Genomic DNA, 21,896 nt, shown 5'->3' with positions numbered 1-21,896 from the left:
TACTTTTGCTAGTGCAACACATAGTTGCGCTCAATTATGTTAACCAACTGCCCTACTTGCTCGGCTTGCAGGCAGGACAAATGATCTCCTTTGACTTCATAACAAGAGAGAGAGTGACTAAATGGTTTCCACCCCATGTCTTTATTCACAGGACGGCCTTCAAATTCTTGTGTTTGCTGTGTTTTTACAACGCAAATTGGGGTGTCGCTAAGCATAGCCGGCATCTCAATATTTGCTCGCAGTTGGGCACTAAAAGCTTGCTGAAAGTGGCGTAGATGCGCATCACTAAAATTAAATCCAGCTTGGTGTATCCAACGATTGAGATAGGCAATGCGTGCTGAAGGATCACCTTGCTTATAGGCACTGATTTCAGCATCAGAGACACTAAGGCGAAAAAACGCTATCAGATTATCCAGCATCATTTGTGCGATTTGTGCTTCATCCAAGTTAAGCGCTGGGCTGCTTGGTACAGGCGTATCAATCACAGTTACCGAGCAGCCAATTCGACCTTGTTGCTCAAGTAAAGTGGCAAGTTGATAGGCAATAAAGCTGCCAAAAGAATGTCCGACCAAATGCACTTGTTCACCAAGTTCAGCGTCTACTAATACACTCAAGTAATATTCTGCGGTGCGGCCAATAGAAATTAGCGTCTCGGGTTCCTCGGCTAGCGCCTCTGGCTGCAAGCCATAAACGGGTATACGGCTATCAAGCCCATTCACCAAAGCATGAAACGCCATTAGCCAACCTCCCGCCCCCGCAATCAATACCACAGGTGTAAAACCAAGCTCGCCCTCTTGCAAACACACTAAGGTTTTACGCGATTGAGGTTTACCATCGCATTCGCCAAGACCATCTCTCAATGCTTGAACATACTGACTGAGCCCATGCACAGTCGGATGCTCAAAAAGTGCCGACAGCGGCAAATTGAGCTGTAGGTGCTGATTAATATCACCCACTAAACGCATCGCTAATAGCGAATGACCACCTAAATTAAAGAAGTTATCGTCAAGGCACACTCCATCCACTTGCAAACGACAGGCAAACTGCTGCGCTAATTGAGTTTGTAGTGGTGTGAGCCTTTCCTGCTTAGCCTCTTGCCGCTGGGATTGAGGCGGAGTGTATAAGCCGGCCAGCGCTAAGAGCTGTTTGCGGTCTACTTTGCCGTTCGTTGTCAGCGGAAGTAGACTAACTGATTGAAACAACTCAGGGACCATGTAAGTGGGTAGTACTGCGCGTAATTGCGCTCGCAGAGCAGCATCACTCACTTCCGTATGCTGCGCTGGCTGCACAAATGCCACCAATTGCGCGTTGTTACTGCTATCTTCACGCACCACCACAGCGCAAGCAGCAATTTCGTCTAGCTGCTGAAGTTGCCGCTCAATCTCACCCAATTCGATGCGGTAACCGCGCACTTTAACTTGGTCATCACCACGACCTAGATACAGCAATTCATTTGAGGCTAAACAGCAAGCGCGATCGCCAGTTTTGTATAGTCGCTGGCCACTATTTGGCTCAATGATAAAGGCCTGCTGCGTCTTTTCTTCGTCATTGAGGTAGCCTCTGGCAAGGCCAGTACCTGCAATGTATAAATCCCCTTCCACACCGGTGGCCACCGCTCGAAGCTGCTCATCCAGTAAATATAAAGACAAACCCTCGACGGGCTGACCGATTGGCACGCGTGCGCCGCTGAAGTGTGTGACATCATTAAGGGTTGCAGAAATGGTTGCTTCGGTCGGGCCATAGGCGTTAATAATTCGAATACGGTCGCCATAGCGCTGCTGCCAATCGGTGAGCGCGGCAATCTGCATCTGCTCGCCACCTATGGTGATGATCCGCAGCGAATCTGGCAAGGTGACTGAAGTCGCTGCAAGTTGATGCCAATACGCTGTTGGCAAACTCATCAATGTTAACTCGGCATCTTGGCTTAATTGCGCCAACTTGTTGGGGTCCAACATGTCGTCTGTCGGTGCCATCACCAAGGTTGCGCCACGAAGTAAAGTACAAAAGACTTCTTCCGCAAACACATCAAAGCTCATGCTAGCAAATTGCAGGTAATTGTCGCTGGGCGTAATCGCATATTGCGAGGTTAATGCCTGCACATAATTAACGACACTGGCATGTTCCACCATCACCCCTTTTGGCATGCCCGTGGTGCCCGAGGTGTAAATTACATAACAGAGGCCGTCAATCTTACATGGCGCAGTAAAGCAACGACTAGGCTGCTCCGCCAAAGCGCCCTGAATACTATCTAAATCGACTTGAGGCACCACCTGCTCCGAGCTACCCTGCCAATATTCTGTTTTGGTAACCAGCATGGCTGCATTGGCATTTTGCAACAGCAAACGACGTCGAGACTCGGGTAGTGTTGGTGCAATTGGTAGATAAGCTGCGCCCAATTTGAGCACCGCAAGCATAGCCACAATAAGCTGGTAATTCGCCTCTAGACACAGACCAATAATAACGGGGGATGTACTCGGCTCTAGTCGTGAAGCAAGGTAATAGGCGAGCTGATTGGCGTCTTTATCCAGCTGTGAATAGCGATAACAGCGTGCCTCCCCAGAGGCGGTACTATATTCACGAATAGCAATATGCTCAGGAAATTCAGCAGCAACTTGAGCAAACAATTGCTGAATAGGTAAATTTCGCGTTTGATATTTCGCTGCTTGCGTCAGTGCAAAAGTAGGCAGAGGCAATGCCTTGCTGTACGGCGCGTGTTGAGGCTGCCAAGACAATTTTCCGAGTGTTTGCTCTGGCTGTTGTGTCGCAGCTAACATCAGCTGCTGCATCGCCGCAAGGCTTTGCTCGATAAACACTTCATCAAAGCATTGCTGCTGATAGCTCAGCGTGAGCGATAAACCGGCCCCTACGCCGACCACAAAGGTCAATGGATAGTGCGTTTCGTCAACTTCACTTAAGGTTGTTGCGATAAATGGCAGCGCAGCGCTATTTTGTAACGGATCTTGCGGATAATTTTCAAAAACATACAAGCAATCAAACAATGGACTGTCGTTTTCAATACCCGACCACTGATAAACTTGTGTCAGTGGTGTATGCGGGTGCTGCGCCAATGCCGTAAGCTGCGATTTCACCGCTTGCAGGTAATCTTTCACACGCGCATTTTGATCTATCGCGACATGGACCGCTTGCGTATTGATATACAAGCCAACGCGCTGCGCCATTCTACTAAGCGCAGGAGGTCTGCCCGCGATGGTTTGACCAAATAAGGCATACGGTTCGTTGCAGCAATTTGCCACCCAATACGCCCAGAGCCCTTGGATAAACTGATTGACGGTAAGTCCTTGTTCGCCTGTAAAGCGAGTCACGGCATCTTGCAGCGATTGCGGTAAAGTCACACTAAGTTCTTTAACACCAGCCGCTTTATTTTCAGTGTAATTTTCAGTGTGAAGTACCTTTTCGCTGAGTAATGTGGGCGCGGTAACTCCACCCAAATACTCCCGCCAAAACGCTTCGTCGCGGTCAACATGCGTAAGCAAATATTCGATATGATCGCGGAAATTATCTACCACAATGGGCCGTAACTCACCTTGGCAACGGGCTTGATAAAATGCCAATAATTCAGCAAATAATACCGGCAGCGACCAACCATCCATGATGAGATGATGATAAGTCCAAACCACCCCAACATTGCCATCTTCAAAAGCAATTAACTTCAATCGCATACAAGGCGCTTGTGAAAGCCTAAGCGGCTCGGCAAGTTCCACCGCAGCCTGTGATTTCACTATTTGCGATTGCTCTTCTGCAATGACACTGCTGTGCAGCAGTTTGAGTGGCACATCGGCATGTTTACAGACCACTTGCAGCGGCTCGCCAGCAACATCTATAAAGGCCGAGCGTAATATGCTGTGCTGTCTAATCAGTTGCTGCCAAGCGTAACTCAACGCCTCAATATCCACACAACCTTGTAGCAATAAGCTGGTTTGCTCGACATAAGGTAGCGTGCTTTGAGCGTGCGCCTCACGTGCCGTTTGACTGTGGAACCACATGCCTTGTTGCAAACCAGTTAGAGGGTAAATATCCTCAACTTCCCCTTCAACCTGCCCAAGTATGCGCTGTAACTGCCGTTCAGAAACGCCGCTGAGAAGTGCAAAGTCACTGACTGTGTAATGACGTTGAGGCTGGGATTGGCAATGCTCGATGACCTGAATTAGACTTTCGAGTATCTCTTTACTTAATCGCTCTGCTTCTTTAGATGTTAAGCGCTGGCTGTCAAACTCTAACGTTAACGCCAGTTTACCATCCACGACCGCCGCTGTTAGTTGTGCTCCAAAGTAACTGAGATTTGACTCTGCAACCAAAGTGCCCGTCAACTCCCGAGCATCTCCCAGCAAACCTTGTTGCTCAATGACTGTATCTAGCTGGCCTAAATAGTTGAAAAACAGTAAGCCTCGGGTATCAATCTCAAGTGACGAGCGAACGTTTGGCTCTGGGTGTAAATACCGCGCTGCACCATAAATACTGGCGACTTTAGCGCTCCTTTCAAGCTCAACCTTGATACTGCAAATCACATCATGCAAGCAGCTGCCATTACTAAATAACTGTATTGGATAGAGCGCCGTTAACCAGCCAATGGTTCGGCTGCTATCCAGTGCCTCCGTCAGTAACTCGCGCCCATGCCCTTCTAGCATGATCACTTCACTGCCTGCACCACGCTTTTGCACACACCAGGCAAGCGCACTAAGCAGTAATGTTTGCGCCGTCGTACCATAACTGGTGTTGGCGGATCCCAGTAGCGCACGGGTGTGCGCTGCTGACAATGTGTGGCGAACTTTGGCTATGGTTGGGGTCGCGCTTGTATCTTTAAGACTCAATAAGTGCGAAGTTTCAGCCAGTGCAGCCACATTCTGCCATTTGTGCAAATCGCGCTTATTGGTTGCAAGTTCACGATAAAAATCGGCAAGTTCAGCCAAGTTCGCGCTTGCGGTAGGAAGCTCCAACGGCACATTGTTTATTTGCTGCTGTAGTAGCTGGCTCACATCTTCAAGTAACACACGCCAAGAGACGCCATCCACTAGCAAGTGATGTGCGCTAAACAGCAAGCGATTATTGGCCTCACTATCAGGTGTAACAAATAACACCGCTTTAAACAGTGGCGTGCCAGTAAACGCAAAGCCTTGCTGCACTTGCTCACTGAACTCGCTCAGCTCAGCTTGCCATGCTTCACGCTCAAGCGTATGCGCCGTAAATACCTTTTGAATATCAATGCCATCACGTACAAATAGGGTATTTTCATCCGCCACCACCAAACGTAGCGCATCGTGCTGAGCTATCAAGTACCCTATCACTTGCATGAGCTGCGCTGGTGTGACGGACTTATCTACACTCACCAGCACGCTCTGATCCCAATGACTGGGGTTGGCAAATTGTTGGGCAAAAAACCAATGCTGAATTGGTAATTTATCGAGTTGACCAACCAATGGCTGCCTTGCTTTACCCATCGGCACATGAATATCTTGCTGGGCAAGTCTTGCAGCAAGTGCCGAAACACTGGGGTAGGTAAACACGTCGGTAGCACTAACTGGTAGCTTGAGTGCTTTGGCTTTACTGGCGATTTGAATACTCAAAATAGAGTCGCCGCCCAAAGCAAAATAGTCATCTTCAGCGGTCATCGATGATGTATTTAATACCTGCCGATAAATCGCCAGTAACTGGGCCACGATGCTGTTAGCCTGTGGTGTGACCGCGCTTTGCTCGATTACTGTGATAGTCTGTTGAGTTTTACCAAGTGCTGCCAAGTCACGATGGTCAACCTTGCCATGCGGTGTCAAAGGTAGCCTTGCGAGCATGACAAAATGCTCTGGCACCATATAACTTGGTAGTCTTTCCTTTAGCTGGGCTTGAAGCACTTGAGGCTCAGTGTTTGCCACCACAAATGCCTGCAACTGTGGCTGCCCTGACGCGCTTGTGGTTATCTGAACCGCACATTCTTGTACGCTCGATAGCAGCCCAATTTGCTGTTCAATTTCCGCCAACTCAATACGATAACCTCGCAGTTTTACTTGTCCATCGTTACGACCCATATAGGCGATACGGCCGTTGCTAAGCTGGCGCACTAAATCCCCCGTTTTATAGGCTCGCACCGTGTGCGATGGAGAGACTTGTAGCTCAATAAAACGCTCAGCACTAAGCTGTGGTTGATGTAAATATCCTCTGGCAAGCCCCGCCCCTGTTACGTATAACTCACCGATCATCCCCGGAGGCACAGCTCGCAGTTGTGGGTCTAAAATAAATAGCTGACTATTGTCGACGGGCAAGCCGATATCTGGCACCTTTCCGTCAAACTCAACCACACCTGAAGTCGCGACCACCGAGGCTTCGGTGGGTCCATAGTTATTGACTAGGGTAAATCCGTACTCTTTTGCTTGCAGCGCACCAAGTTTATCGCCGCCAACCAATAAATAGCGCAAGCTTTGTGGATTAAACAAAGGCTCAGTGAGCAGCGTTTGAGCGATTGGCGTTGCAATAAAACTATGCGAGACTTGGTGTGTATTGAAGCAGGCTGTTAATTCTGCTGGTGACTGTAGCACCGCTTTTGTCACACACACGAGGCTCGCACCGGCACATAAATAAGGCCAAATCTCCCACGTTGCCGCGTCAAAGGCGGGGTTGGCGGTTTGACTCGCTACGCTATGATTATCCACCGCAAAAACTCGTCGGTGCCAACCACATAAATTCGCTAACCCTTGGTGGGCTATCATCACGCCTTTAGGATTACCTGTTGTGCCTGAGGTATAAATAACATAGGCCAGCTGCTCCACTTTAACTTTTGGAAACTGCTGAGGTAGTGGTATTGTCGCAAGGCGCGCTTGCACGTTGGCGTCATCAACACAAATGACATGTGAGGAGCGATATTCAGCCTCAAGGTGATTATCATCTAACTCTGCTACCTCAAAGCGAGCGGCAAACTCACACTTTGTTAAAACCAGCGCAGCGCTGCTGTCTTTAGCGATGTAATTGACTCGCGCTTGAGGGTAATGAGGGTCAACAGGTACATAACATCCACCCGCTTTTAACACAGCCAACATCGCCACAATGAGATCTGCGCTACCCGTCATCGCAACAAGCACAGGTTGTTCAGGTTGTAACCCCTCACTTAATAACAGCGCCGCCAATGCCTTGGCTCTTTCATTAAGCTCACCATAACTCAAGGTTTGATTTGAGTTTGTGTCAATTACCGCAACTCGCTCGGCCTGCGCAGGCTCTGCCATATGTCGCTCAATTTGCTCAAGCACTGACTGCTCGAAATGTTCCGGCGCTGATTTGCCTGAAATCGCATGATTCTCTAGCGGCTGCTCCTTGCAAAGTTTTATATCCGCAAGCGGGCACTCAGGTTGCGCGAGTAATTGCACTATCACGGCATTAAAACACTCTGCAATGCTAGCCACAGTTTCTCTTTCAAATAGTCCACTGTTGTATAGCCAGTGCAGTCTCAACCCTTGCCCACTTTCTGTTGCACTGAGCTCGAGATCAAACTTGGCACGCGCGTTTTCCGACGCTAAAACTTCCGTGCTGAGCCCCACAAACTCTGGCGTTTGCTGTGGCTCGGGATTAAATGCAAAACTCAACTGGAAAACACTTTGGTGACTTAGCTCTCTGCTAACACCAAGGTGGTCAATGAGCTGCTCAAAGGGAAGTGATTGGTGTTGATGTACTTGTTCAATTTGCTCTTTTTGTATATCGAGTAGTTGGCTGAAACTCTGCTGCCAATCGAGCTTCACGCGAATAGGTAAGGCATTGACGAAAAAGCCAATCAACTGCTCCACTTGTGGGTGATGCCGCCCTGAAAATGGCGCACCAATCACAATATCATCCACTTGGCTAAACTTAGCGAGCACCACCGCATATGCGCTATGCAACCAAATAAACGGGGTTATTCCCAAACGCTGACAATACTGTTGCAGCCGTTGCCATGTCTCTGCGCTTAGCTGCTCAGTAAATGCTTGCGCGCTATTGTTCACAACTTGCCCACGCGGCGTATCGAGCGGTAATTGATGTAGTGGCGGCGCATCGTCAAGGTGCGCAGACCAAAATGCCATGTCTGCACTTTGCTGCGCGCCTTGGCAATGTGCTCGATGCCAATGGGCATAATCCGCGTATTGCACCTCAGGTGGCGCAATCAAGTCATGGGCAAGTTCACAGCCTTGGGTGTAATGGGCATAAAACTGTGTGAGCTCTCGCATTAATACTTCAATAGACTGAGCATCACTAGCAATATGGTGCATATTGACGATAAGACGATGATAGCCTGATGAGAATCGAACCAGAGTTGCGCGGATCATTAGATCTTTACTAAGATCAAAACCCTGCGCTTGATCGTCCCGTACCGCGCGCTGCCAAACCACATTTTGCCACAGCGGTGATGGTGTGGAGACGTCAATGAGCGTAACAAAATGCTCAGGCAAAGCCACAAGGTGCTGTTTAGGCCCATCATTAGTATTGGTGATAGCCGAATGCAACACCTGATGCCGTGACAGCACCTTTTGCCAACTTTGCTCGAATGCGCTCAGATCAAGCTTTCCTGAAAACGCCAATAACGCTTGAATTTGATATTGCTGGCTGCCCTGCTGCATTTGATCTAATGTCCACAAACGCTGCTGAGCAAAAGACAACACTACGCCATTGGTTTTATCCACCACAGCAATAGTACTTAGCTGCGCGTCTTGCTTTTCAAGTGCAGCCGCTAAACCTTGTACTGTAGGGTGCGTAAAAATCGCTTGCAGCGGTAACTCAATGTGCAGCGTCTTGCGAATATGATTTGCCAGTTTTGCAGCAAGTAGCGAGTGCCCGCCGAGTCTAAAAAAGTCGTCATAGCGACCAACTGACTCGCGCTGCAGTATCTCGGAAAAATAGCTTTCAAGTTGGGTTTCAAGCTCGCCAACTGGTGCTTCATAAGTGTTTTCGTTAAAGCTTGTATCAAGTTGCTGCAGTAGTGCTTTTTTATCTACTTTGCCATTGCTGGTCAGTGGCATGGCTGCTACCGCTTGCACTTTGGCAGGCAACATATGGTCAGGTAAATTTTGTTTTAAAAACTGCTGCATGACTAAAGTGATGTCGTCGAACTCGACCTGTTTGTGTAACACCACAAAGGCGCAGATCCAGACATTTTCTGGGTCTTGCCGATTTAACAGCACAGTGACCTCAGCCACTTCGGGATGATGGCGCAACTGGTTTTCAATTTCACCTAATTCAATGCGATAACCCCGAACCTTTACTTGGTCGTCAATTCGGCCAACATAGCTCAACTCTCCGCTGGCCATTAAGCGCACGAGATCGCCTGAGCGATATAATCGCTGCTCGGACGCTTCACTAAATGGGTTTTGAATAAAGCGAGTGGCGTTTAGCTCGTCACGTTGCCAATACCCCCGACAAACTCCCTCGCCACCTACGTACAACTCGCCCACGGCACCTTGCGGCAAGAGCCTTTGCTTGTCATCAAGCACATAGCAGCTGGTGGTCGGAATAGCACGACCTATATTACTGATGCCAAGCGTCAGATCCGCAGGCTCCAGCGCCTTAAACGTAACATGTACCGTGGTTTCGGTAATGCCATACATATTGATTAACTGACAATTTGGTAAGTGCTGTGCCCAAGGTTGTAGCTTACTTGGCTGCAACGCTTCACCACCGAAAATCACGTACCGCACTGCACATTGGCTCGCCAGCTGACTGTCATTGAGTAGTGTGGCTTGTAGCGCGTAAAACGCACTTGGCGTTTGATTTAAGACCGTAACCTGGGCATCAACCAACAACTGAGCAAAAGCTTGAGTGTCTTGCGCAGTCGCTTTATCCACAACCACAAGATGACCACCAAAGAGTAACGCGCCATACATCTCCCACACAGAGAAATCAAAGCAGAAGGAATGAAACAAGGTCCAAACATCTTGCTCATTAAAATCGAATAAGTTGGGCTCTACATGAAGTAAGCGCACCACATGACGATGCTCAATTTGTACGCCTTTTGGTCGCCCAGTGGTGCCAGAGGTATAGATCATATACGCCAAGTCTTGCGGCTCAATCTGAATAGCATCAAGCTGCTTGAGGGCTTCGCGGCTAGCCTGATGTTCTGCCTGTGACACATTAATTAGCTGATATGAAAGTTGACTAAACAGTGCCTGGGTAGCGTTGTCACAAAGTAGCCATGGGCTTTGCACATCTCCCAAAATATACTCAATGCGTTCTTGCGGGTAGTCGGGATCTACTGGCACGTAGGCAGCACCCACTCTAAGCACTGCCAGCAAGGTCACTATCATCTCAACGCTGCGTGATACACTCACCACCAACATGGTCCGTGGCGTGACGCCTTTCTGTAACAGCATTACCGCCAGCGCATTGACTCGATCGTTAAGCTCACGATAATTCAGCATAGTCGTGCTATCTTGCACGGCAGTGCGTGTGGCAAAGCGCTCGACGTAGCGCGTAAATAAACTGGTGATGGTGTCTTGCTTAGGCCAAGTTGCCGCTTGGCATTGAGCGCCCGTTATTAATGCTTGTTGCTGTTTTTGACTCAGTAACGCAAGTTCACCAACGGCGGTATGAGGGGCTGTAACACAAGCTTGAAGCAGCGTATGGAAACAATCCGCCCAATGTTTGATGGTCTCTGCTGTGTAAAGGTTGCTATCAAACTTCCAATGTAAATAAAGTGCCTGCTCATCAACTACGGCATTGAGTTCTAAGTCGCATTTTACTGCTATGCTATCCGCCTGTTGTTTTTGCACTTCTTGAACCGATAATCCCGGAAGTGTAAAAGCGCGCTCATTACGGGTTTCCAGTGTAAATAATATTTGTACTAGCGGATGGTGGCTTAAATCTCGTGGAGCGCCAACCGCTTCAACCACTTTATCAAAAGGAATATCGCGGTATTCAAACGCCGCTAGGTTGAGGGCTTTTTGTTGCTGCAACCATTGGCTAAATGGCATATCACTTTCGAGCTTTGCATGCATCACTAAGGTATTAACAAACAAACCGATTAGTGGCGTTAATTCGGGGTGATGACGGCCAAGCTCTGGCGTGCCTACAACCACCTGCTGCGATTGCGTAAGCCTTGCGATAAACAACATAAAAGTATTGAGCAGCCACATAAAGGGTGTCAGCTGGAGCGACTTCGCCTGTGTCGAGATCGCCGCAAATAACGACGCATCAAGCGCTTGGCGATATACCTTCCCCGTTAACGACTGCACCGCAGGACGGACAAAATCACAAGGCAATGACTGCAACGGCGCTAGTTCGCTAAATTGCTGTTTTAGTTGCGCCAGTGGTGCCTCGATGCGCTCTGGCGTTAGCTGTGCTCGCTGCCACAGGCTAAAATCACTATATTGTACCTGCATCGCTGCAAGTGCTGTATAAGGTGCGCCTATGTGTTTGCAATAGCCAGCTTCTATCTCTTGTGCAAGTAGCGCCATTGACGCCCCATCAGAGACAATATGGTGCATATTAAAAGCAAGGTGATGCTCATCGCCATTACTTACCACCAGCACGCGAAGCAAACAATCATGAGCCAAATCAAAAGGCTTGTTTTGGTGAGCCTCAAGGTGTGAAGTAATATAGGCTTGCCTTGTTTCCTCAGGTGCTACACTGGCATCAAGCCACTCGAACGGCGCACCAATATCATCCGTTATTTGCAGCTGGGGTTGGCCATCTTGTTCATTTTTTACAAACCTAGCGCGCAGTATTTCGTGGCGCTGCAGCACATCTTGTACAGCGCTGCGCATTGCTTGAATATTAAGCTTGCCGCGTAACAAAAACTCGGCGGGCATATAATACTGCTTGCTACCTTGCAGTTGCTCAATAAACCACAGTCCTTCCTGCGCAAAGCTCAGCGGTAAGATTTTCCCCGAGCTTGGCTGCGCGACTATTTTCGGCGATGAGTTCGCCACATCACGGCTTTGTTGCTGAAAATAGGCAATGATCTCTGATTTATATTCAACCACCTGCTGTTTTAACTGTGGAGGAAACCCAGCGGTTTGCTTAAATGCCAAGCCACCGTTTTTTTCATACAAGGTCACACCAGCTGCTAATGCTTCTGCGATTAAAGCCTCTATCTGTCTTTGTTGTTCATTCATCACAAAAACATCTCCTCAGACTGACCGTTTTCGTCTGCCGCTTTGACTGCACGATGGATCTCACACCAAGTTGCAAGTGCGCTTACGCTTGGCCGCTCGAACAATATTTTTAAGGTGATGGGCACCTCAAGCGCCTGCTCAATTAAGGTAACCGCTTGGCTTGCTGATAAAGAGTGCCCCCCTAACTCAAAGAAGTTACTGTTAATATCTCGAACTTGAGTATTGAGCACTTGAGCAAAAATTCCTGCCAGCAGCGTTTGTAGCTCAGTCATAGGAGCTAAAGGTGCTGTAAGCGCTTGCGCCTGTTGCGATTGCACCAGTTGTGCAAGCGCTCCTGTGTCTACTTTGCCGTTATTGGTGAGCGGCATAGCAGCAAGTGCATACAGCTTGTAAGGCAACATGTAACTTGGTAGGACCTCTGCTAACGAGGCTAATATCTGAGTGTGTAGCGTCTGTTCAAGCTCATAAATGGCATCACTGTGCGATGGTGTAGTTAGCACCACACAGCCCAGTAAGTTATCTTTACTTTCGTTAAGTAACACATGTGCTTGTTGCACTGCATCTAGTTGCTCAAGCTGAGCCGCAATTTCTTCAAGCTCGATGCGATAGCCACGCAGTTTAACTTGGTTGTCTCGACGACCAATAAACTGAAGCGCACTAGGGCAGCCCTGTTCATCTAGCAGCCAGCGCACTTGATCGCCCGTCTGATAATAACGCTGCGAGTTATTCATCAATGTCAATGACACAAATTTACTGGCGCTGAGCTCAGGCAGCCCAAAATACGCCTGAGCCACATTATCGCCTGCAATGTATAGCTCACCGGGCATGCCCATCGGCACCGGCTGTTGATGCTGATCCAATACCACCAAATGAGTGCCCTGAATGGCGCTACCTATTGGCACAAAGCGCTGCGATTGCTGTGCAAGGGAAACCGCATCTTGGCCGTTACAGCGATACACACAGCACCCGACCGTTGCTTCTGTTGGGCCATATTCGTTATAAAAATGAGCCTGTGGCATCAGTGCCCCAACTTGAGCAACCACGCTGCTAGATAGGGCTTCTCCCCCTACTACAATTTGGTGCGCAGCATTGCTCGGTTGTAATCGCGCCAGCACGCCTCGCAAGTGGGCTGGTGTCAGCTTAAACAGCAGCGCCTCATCACGCGCTAAACACGCACTAAGCTCTGTGATTAATTGCTCGCCATCATTCAACAATACAACTCCAAGGCCATTAACCAGCGCGCCCCATAAGCTCGTTACTGTCGCATCAAACGCTAAAGGCGTGCTGACAACACTCTCGTGTATATCGCCTTGGAGATAACTGTGACTAACGTGCTCAAGATAAAGGTGTAGATTACGATGGCTAACCACCACGCCTTTGGGTCGCCCTGTGGTGCCTGAGGTATAAATTATATAAGCTGGCGCATCAACGTCACTTAATGGCGCTAGCGCCTCTACAGGCTTGTTCTGCCAATGCTGTGCGGTGTCCATTAGCACCAAACGGCAGCTGAGCTCTGCGCTGCTTGGAAGTAGTGCTGAGGTGGTGATAAGGCAAGTCGCTTTACTGTCACGCAATATATAGTGCTGACGCTGACTCGGTGCATTTGGGTCAAGCGGCACATACACGGCCCCAACTTTTAAGGTTGCCAAAAGTGCCACAACTTGCTCACAGCTTGGCGCTAAGTTTATTGCGACCTGCGACCTTGCCGTTACGCCTTGTTCAATCAAGTAACGCGCTAGTTGATTACTTTGTGACTCCAATTCGCCAAAACTTAACCGCTTGCCAACCATATCTCGGACTGCATTATGGTGCGCGCGGTGCTGAGCAAAATGCCGTATTTTATCGCTGATAAACCAAGGCGATTGGGGCTGCGCTTGCGTGATAGCCGCTAACTCGCTGAGTGCTTTAGTCTCAACTAATGGTAAGGTATTCACGCTTTGCTCAGGGCTTGTGAGCGCAGCATCAATTAAGGTTTCAAAAGCATCACTCATCGCCTGTACGCTAGTGTGCTTAAACAAGGCTTTGGCATAATTCCACTGCACTGAGATCTCACTGCCGGATTCTTGTGCATTGACTTCTAAGTCGAACTTCATTGCAGGCTTAAGATCAAGCTGTTGCTCGATTTTAAGATGAGGTAACTTGAAGTCACTTTGTTCGTTATTTTGTAGTGCAAAGAGTATTTGTAACAAAGGCGAATGCGCTAAGCTGCGCGATGGATTAATGGCGTCAACAAGCTGCTCAAAGGGTAGATTCTGATGAGCAAAAGCCGACAAGATCACCTGTTTTTGTTCATTTAGCCAGTCGTTAAATGAAGGCGACCCCACTTTGCGAGCGCGAATAGCCAAGGTATTCACAAAGCAGCCCAGTAACCCCTCTAACTCTCTCACCTCACGTCCGGCAATAGGCGAGCCAATGACAATATCCTGCGTTTGACTAAGACGAAGCATCAACAGCGAAAAGGCACTTTGCAACCACATATACAAGGTCACCCCTTGTGCTTGGCAATGCGCTTTTATCGCCTCAACTTGCGACGTTGTAAGAGTATGACGAATGCATTCACCATCAAGGGACTGAACTTGTGGTCGCTCAAAGTCCAGCGGTAATTCATGAACAACAGGACACTGCTGTAACTGAGTTTGCCAATAAGAAAGATCTGCCTGATAGCTATCTTGCTGTTGCTGCTGCCAGTAGGCAAAGTCTGCATACTGCACCGCTAGCGGTTTAGCGTATTGCTCTGGCAACGGATACGCTGGCGCTTCACTAAAGTGCCGATAAAACGCCACAAATTCTTTGGCAAGCAGCGCCATCGACCAACCATCGCTGGCAATGTGATGCATGTTAAACAAGAGTCCAAATCGGTTGTGACTAAACTGTACACAGATAACGCGCAGCATAGTGTCTTGGCATAAATCAAAAGGCTTGCTGAGCGATTGTTGCTGCAATGTTTGCCAACGTTGCTGTTGCTCTGCGTTATTCAGTCCAGACAAATCTACTAATTCCACAGGACAGGCTACTTGATCACGAACCTGTTGCACTGCACCGTGCTCACCATTTGCAGGAACGATGACCGTACGGAGTACTTCATGACGTGCAATAATTGCGCTTAACGCTTGTGTTAAAGCGTCAATATCTAAGGCACCTTCACACCAATAGCTCGCTGGCATATGGTATTGCAGACTTTGCTCGTGTAACTGATCGATTAACCACAAACGCTGCTGAGCAAAAGACAGAGGTAACGCTTGGGCTCTTGATACCGGCTCAATGGTATTGCTGTGCGCAATCATCGAACTTGCGGTTATCACTTCAGCAAACGCTACAATACTTGGCGCATCAAAGAGTTGTGGCAAGGTGATATCTCGCCGCTGCTCACTGCGCACTCGGCTGATCACTTTTATGGCAAGCAGTGAATGCCCGCCTAAGTCAAAGAAACTGTCGTTAATACTCTGTACTGGGCTCGGCAGTAGCTCACGATATAACTCAAGTAAATAACGCTGTATGTCTGTGAGCTTAGATCCATCAATTACCTCGGCGACCTCTTGGCTTTTCGCCTGTGCCTGATAGGCAAGCTGTAATGCTTGCTTGTCTACTTTTCCGTTTGCAGTCAGTGGAAGATCAGCAACGATATCCAGTGCGGCAGGTAACATGTAACTGGGCAGCGACTGCGATAAAGCTTGGCGCAACTGCACAAGTGTGAGCTTAGCATCACCATTTAAAACCACATGAGCCACTAGGCTTTCTTGTGCTTCATCAACACTTACAGCGCAGCTTTTTACTTGCACCAACGCGTCGATTTGATGGGCGATTGCCACAAGAGAAATACGGTAGCCTCGCAGTTTTACTTGTTCGTCTAACCGCCCCAAATAACAAAGGTAGTCAGCCTCTCCGCGCGCGTTCGCCTGCCACTTTGCCTTGTCGCCACTGCGATACCAACGCAAGCTTGAAGTACCAGACGCAGGCACTGCTTGCTCAACAAAGCGTGTTTGCGTCACACTCGCGAGATTAATATAGCCTTCACACACCCCATCTCCCGCGAGCCAAAGCTCTCCGGGCATGTTAGGTAAAGCCAGTTCGCCAAACTCATCAACCACCGCAAGGGTCATATTACCGATAGCATGACCAATCGGCACTTCCTCATGGCCCGCTAACAAGTGGCGCGACTCACGGCTTACAGCATAGATACTACAGCCGACTGTTGCCTCTGTTGGGCCATATTCGTTTATCCACTGGGCGTTAGGGAGCTTATCCATCAGCTTCTCAACCAAAGCTGCGCTCAGCCCCTCACCGCCAACCACAAATCGGTGGGCAATATCACTGCGAGTTTGTGCGTCACTTAATGCGAATACCGCGCGTAGGTGCGCCGGTGTTAACTTGAATAACTTGGCTTCGTTAGCTGCAAAAATCTGCACTTGTAAGGCAGGCAACAATTCAGCGCCCGTGGGGAGCAACTCAAGCTCACCGCCTCGCATTAAGATAGGCACTAAGGCGGTCACCGTCGCATCAAATGCCAGCGGTGTACTGAGCACTGCCTTGGTTATGCCTCCGGATTGGGGCAGGTAGCGCTGACACGCAAAGCGCAGATAATTATTGAGGTTGCCATGACTAATAGGCACCCCTTTTGGCTGCCCCGTTGAACCTGAGGTATAAATAACATAGGCAAGTTCGGCCTCGTTATATGCTGCTGCGTCTTCATCTAGCAACAAACTAGTATCGTAAAACGCAAAATTCCCCTCAGCTTCAAACAAATCATCAAGCAACAAAAAGTCACTCCCGGCTTCAATCAAGCGCTCGGCATCTTCACTTAGCGCCAGCGTCAATACGATGTCTGCATCATTCATGATGTAGGCTAAGGTATCGGTTGGCGTGTCATGATGAATGGGCACATAGGTATGGCGCGCTTTTAATACTGCCAGCACCGCGGCCACCATGTAACTCGAAGACGGCAGTAAAATAGCAATGCGACTTTGCTCGGCAAATGCCATTTCTAATAAGCTATTAGCAAGTTGGTTCGCGCATTTTTCTAAGGTGAGATAACTACAAGTGAACTCTTCCATGCGCACCGCAGTCTGTAGTGGAGTCTGAAGAGCCGCCTGACTAAACTGAGTCACCCATGGCTGTTGCTCTGTCACTTCTACCGCAACACTTTGCTGCTGTTTTAATAGCGCTAACTGCTGCTCAGCGGGCCACAATGACAATGCCGACAACGGGGTATTTGGCTCTGCAAGACACTGCGATAACACATAACAAAACTGCTGATGGAAACTAACCACACTCGCTGCTTGCCACAAATTGCTGTCATAAAGCCATTCAACGGTGAGTACATCCCCCTCGTCTATCACTGCAACTTCCAAATCTAGTTTGGCACCGCGTACTTTACTTTGGCACGGCGTCACTTCTAATTGTTCTAGCGTAAGGTTTTCATTTACCTGGTTATTTACCCGAAACACGATTTGATGCAGCGGGTGCTGGGTGCTTGAGCGTTCAACGTCTAGCTCATCCACTAACACATCGAAGGGAATATGTTGATGTTGCAGCGCGTCATTGAGTAAGCCTTGGGTTTGCTGTAGCGCTTGGGTGAAACTGGTGTCTTCACTCCATTTGCTTCTAAGCACTAAGGTATTGATAAAATTACCAATCATATTCTCAAATGCTTTAAGGTGACGTCCTGATACCGGCGTACCAACAACCACATCGCGCTGTTGAGAAAAGCGGCTTAACCACAATGAAAACAGCGTTTGCAGTAACACAAATAAGGTTTGCCCTGAGCGAGTTTGATACGCTCGAAGCGCACTGACCAGCGCTGCAGGTATGGGCTCAATCACTAAGGCGCCGCGCGCAGAGGTTTTCGCTTCTCTGTGGTAATCCAGCGGTAATTCATGAACCTTGGGCAGACCTTGTAATTGCATACGCCAATAGTCGAGCTCCTGTTGCCATAGCGCCCCCTGTTCCAGCTGCTGTTGCCACATCACGTAATCAACATAATGCACCTCTTGTAGCGGTAAGGTTTCGCCGCTGAGCGCGGCTTTGTAAGCCTGTCCTAAAGCGTCACTCAAACACGCAATAGACCAACCATCGGCAGCGATATGATGTAAGGTGATCACAAGAGTAGCCTGCATCGCCTGTTGTTGATAAAGACTGGCGCGCAGCATTAAATCACGGCTTAAATCGAAGCTGGTTGCGTAATCTTCTGCAATAGCCTGCTCTAACGCATGTGCTTGTTGCGCAGCGGATTTATCTGTCCAGTCGTGCTTAATCAGGGTAAATCGAGCATCAAGGTTAATGCTTTGCTGCGGTTCTCCTTGCTCATTTTGATGGTAATTAAACGCCAAGACTGGATACTGCTTAATCACAGCAATAAAGGCTTGCTCTAAGGCTTCAGTATTCAGCTTACCTTGCAATTGGAATATACCCTGTAGGTTATACTGGTTGCTGTGCCCTTGCAGTTGGTCTACAAACCACAAGCGCCGCTGTGCAAATGACAAAGGATAATTGGGCTGTGGTAGTGCAGGTTGTAGACTTGGTAATGAAGCTTGAGACTGAGCGTTAGCCAACATCTCGCTTAGTTCAAATACGCTAGGATTGGCAAACAGTTGCTTTAAGCTCACGTCCACCGAGAGCTGGGCTCTTAGTTCATTGAGTAATTGCATGGCCAATAAAGAGTGACCACCGATGCTGAAAAAGCTATCGTGCAGCCCCACTTCTGGTGCGCCCGTTAAGGTTTGATAGAGTGTGATTAACTGTCGCTGTAACGCACTTGTCACCTCACTACTTTGGCTTTGAGAAGTTAATGCCAAAGACTGTAATTGTTGGCGATCTATCTTGCCATTACTCAGGGTGGGTAAGTGCTGGCAAAGCTCTATCCAGCTTGGGATCATCGGCTCAGGCAAGCGACGCTTCAAGCCTTGGCGGATCACCTCGCGCAGATTGGTTGCCGCGCATAGGCTGCCATCAACACTTACCACAAAAGCAACCAAAGCATCTTGCTTGCCGAGCTTACGCACCACGACTGCTGCCTGCGATACCTCATCAAGCGCTAACAGTGCAGCTTCTATTTCATTAAGGTCAACGCGGTAACCGCGAATTTTCGCTTGTTTGTCAATTCGACCAAGAAACTCAAGCTCGCCGCTCGCATTCAGCCTAACGCTATCACCACTGCGGTAAAAACGGGCGCATTGGGCACTATGTTGCAAGCTACTTGTAAACTGAGCTGCGGTCTCTGAAGGCGAATTTATATACCCTTTGGCGAGGCTCGGCCCGCCAATATAGAGCTCTCCAGGCATGCCAGCGGGTGTTGGCTTTCCCTGTTTGTTGAGTACGCAGGTGGCAACATGTGCCAAAGGCGCACCGATCGGATAACTGTGGCCGGTTAGCCTGCTGTCTGTGACTTCATGACAAACCACTCCAACACAAGCCTCCGTCGGACCATAATGGTTGAAAATACGCGCCCTTGGTGTCAGCGCACGAATGCTATCAACAAGCTGCTCACCCAATGCTTCTCCACCTAACACCCACTGCGAAATAGCGGGCTTTTGCTCAGCAAACTGAGGCAAAAGCACCGCGGCAAAAGAAGGGGTTAATTTTATCAAGTTAACTTGCTCAGCCACTAACTTGGCTGCGATTTCGGCAGGTTCTGGCGCTTGGTTTGCAAGGGTGAGTACCACAGTGCCGCCATGAGTAAGCACCGGATAGACAGCCGTTAAGCATAAGTCCGTGGCAAGTCCTGTGACCACGCCCGCTCGCGTATCTCGGTTGTAACTCAATCTCGCCGCGATGCTGCTGCAATAGTGGCTCAGCGCGCCATGGCTGATCTCAACCCCTTTGGGCACACCAGTAGAACCAGAAGTAAACAACACATACGCACTATCATCAAAACTTGGTAAATAAGTTTGCTGCGGCGCTCCTTTGTTTTGGCTCAGCTCACTATATGTAAGCACTCTGATGTCAGCTTCTCGTAGCGCTTGGAAAAGTGGCGTTTCGACACTTACCACCACCGTATTACACTCAGCTTGCGCTAGCATTTGTAGCGCTCTGGCCGCAGGCATGTTGCCATCAATAGGTAAATACGCACGGCCACTTTGCATTGCGCCAAGCATAGTGACAATGTCACTCATATCGCCCGTTGTTATCAGCGCAATAATTGACGTAGCTGCGTGTAAGTTGTTGGCAATTTGCACGCTTTGGGCATACAACTGCTGATATGTCAGGGTGCGTGATCCTTCAACATTGGTGCTAGGCACCACCACGGCAATCGCCTCGCCTTGGGTTTGCGCGATCTCTCTGATTGCTTGCGGCACCGGCATCGGCTGGCTAATGCTGTGATTGATATCCGCCGCCGTTGTCGGTACGTTCGTTGATTTGAGCACCAAGTCGTCAATTGGCAGCGCCTCTTTAGCACAGTAGCACTGGACGAGTGCCAAATAATCATCGGCAAATTGCTGAATAAGCGCATGGTCATAAAGCCCTGTTGTGTAAACAAAGTCACACACAAGGTATTCATCTGTATCATCAACAGATAGCGTTAAGTCAAATTTCGCAGTGCCATTATCTAGGGCAATTAACTCGGCTTCTAATTGGTTATTTACCGACACCTTACTACTGGCTACACCATTGTAGTTAAATAACACTTGGAACAAGGCGGAATGCGCGGCGGATTTGGGTAGATCTAGCGCTTCAATGATGTCTTCCACGGCAGCGTTTTGATTACTAAGCCCTTGCAATACTTTGTATTGCAGCGCCTTAATCGCCTCACTCATGGAGTGATGGCCGTTTATCTGCATACGCAGTGGCAAGGTATTAATAAAGCAGCCAAGCATAGCTTCAAACTCGCTTTGCTGACGATTTGCAACCGGTACCCCTAAGGTAATATCGGCTTGCTCACTGTAACGATAAAGCAAGATGTAAAACACGCCCAGCAAGGCGGTAAAATGTGTTACGCCATCGCTGCGGCAAGCTTTATCTAATCGTTGTATTTGTTCCGCGTTAAACGAACAACGAACCGTGTCACCTTGGTACTGCTTTTCTTTTTTTCTTGGATAGCTGGTGGGCAATTCAAACGGTGTAAATGCCTCTAACTGCTCAGCCCAATAAGCCAATTGTTGTTGATAGTCTGGGGATTGTCTTAATTGCTGCTCCCAGTGCACATAGTCAACATACTGTAAATCGGGAAGCTCAACACACGCCTCCGTTAGCTCATACAACAGTGCGTTGATAAACACAGTCACGCTCCAGCCATCACCAATAATATGATGCATGTTAACGAGTAACCAGCGGCAAGCAGTGTGAGAGTTGTTTACCAAAGCAGTTACTTGCAGTAGCGACTCGTTGGCAAGATCAAACTGATACCGCACAGCCTGTTTAATCGACTCTGGTAGCTGGTTGGGTAGTGCTTCTTCATCCACGGTCATCACAGCAATTTTCATCGCTTCAGCAGGTTCAATTTGCTGCACCACCTTCCCTTGCACCGTGATAAATCGTGCTCTCAAAATATCGTACTTAGCTATCAAGCGGTTCAACACTTGTTCAATGTCCGTGACTAAAAATGGCTGCGATAATTTAACTAGCCCAGCCATGTTGTACGCCGCAGTGCCCCCTTCATACTGATCAATAAACCACATTCTTTGCTGTGCTGCCGAGAGCGCAGCAGATTGCTTTTGCTGTCCCTGAAGGTAGGTGATAAGCGCAGTTTTGTTCGCCTTTATCTTATCCAGAATACCCTCAGGCACCTGCCCAAGCGGTGTTCTAAGTTTTAATTTATCCTGCTGTAAATAAACATAAATCTGTTGACGGTCAAGCACATCTAACCACTGTTTCATTGCAAAGTTT

At 48.7% G+C, this 21,896-nt stretch carries 2 protein-coding genes; both read right to left on the bottom strand.

All coding sequences use genetic code 11. The annotated features are described in order from the left end of the window. Positions 1 to 8 precede the first annotated feature (8 nt). Positions 9 to 12,077, bottom strand: a complete 12,069-nt coding sequence (locus GSF04_RS07205; RefSeq protein ID WP_211859894.1) for a non-ribosomal peptide synthetase — start codon at positions 12,075 to 12,077, stop codon at positions 9 to 11. After that, a complete protein-coding gene (locus tag GSF04_RS07200; RefSeq protein WP_249122447.1) occupies positions 12,077 to 21,886 on the bottom strand; it encodes a non-ribosomal peptide synthetase in 9,810 nt (3,269 codons plus the stop codon). Before GSF04_RS07200 ends, GSF04_RS07205 begins: the two co-directional genes overlap by 1 nt. Positions 21,887 to 21,896 lie beyond the last annotated feature (10 nt).

The sequence above is a fragment of the Pseudoalteromonas sp. A22 genome (assembly GCF_018141345.1).
GTDB classification, from domain to species: Bacteria; Pseudomonadota; Gammaproteobacteria; order Enterobacterales; family Alteromonadaceae; genus Pseudoalteromonas; species Pseudoalteromonas maricaloris.
The sequence above is the reverse complement of the archived record's forward strand: the minus strand, read 5'-3'. Positions and strand labels throughout refer to the sequence as shown.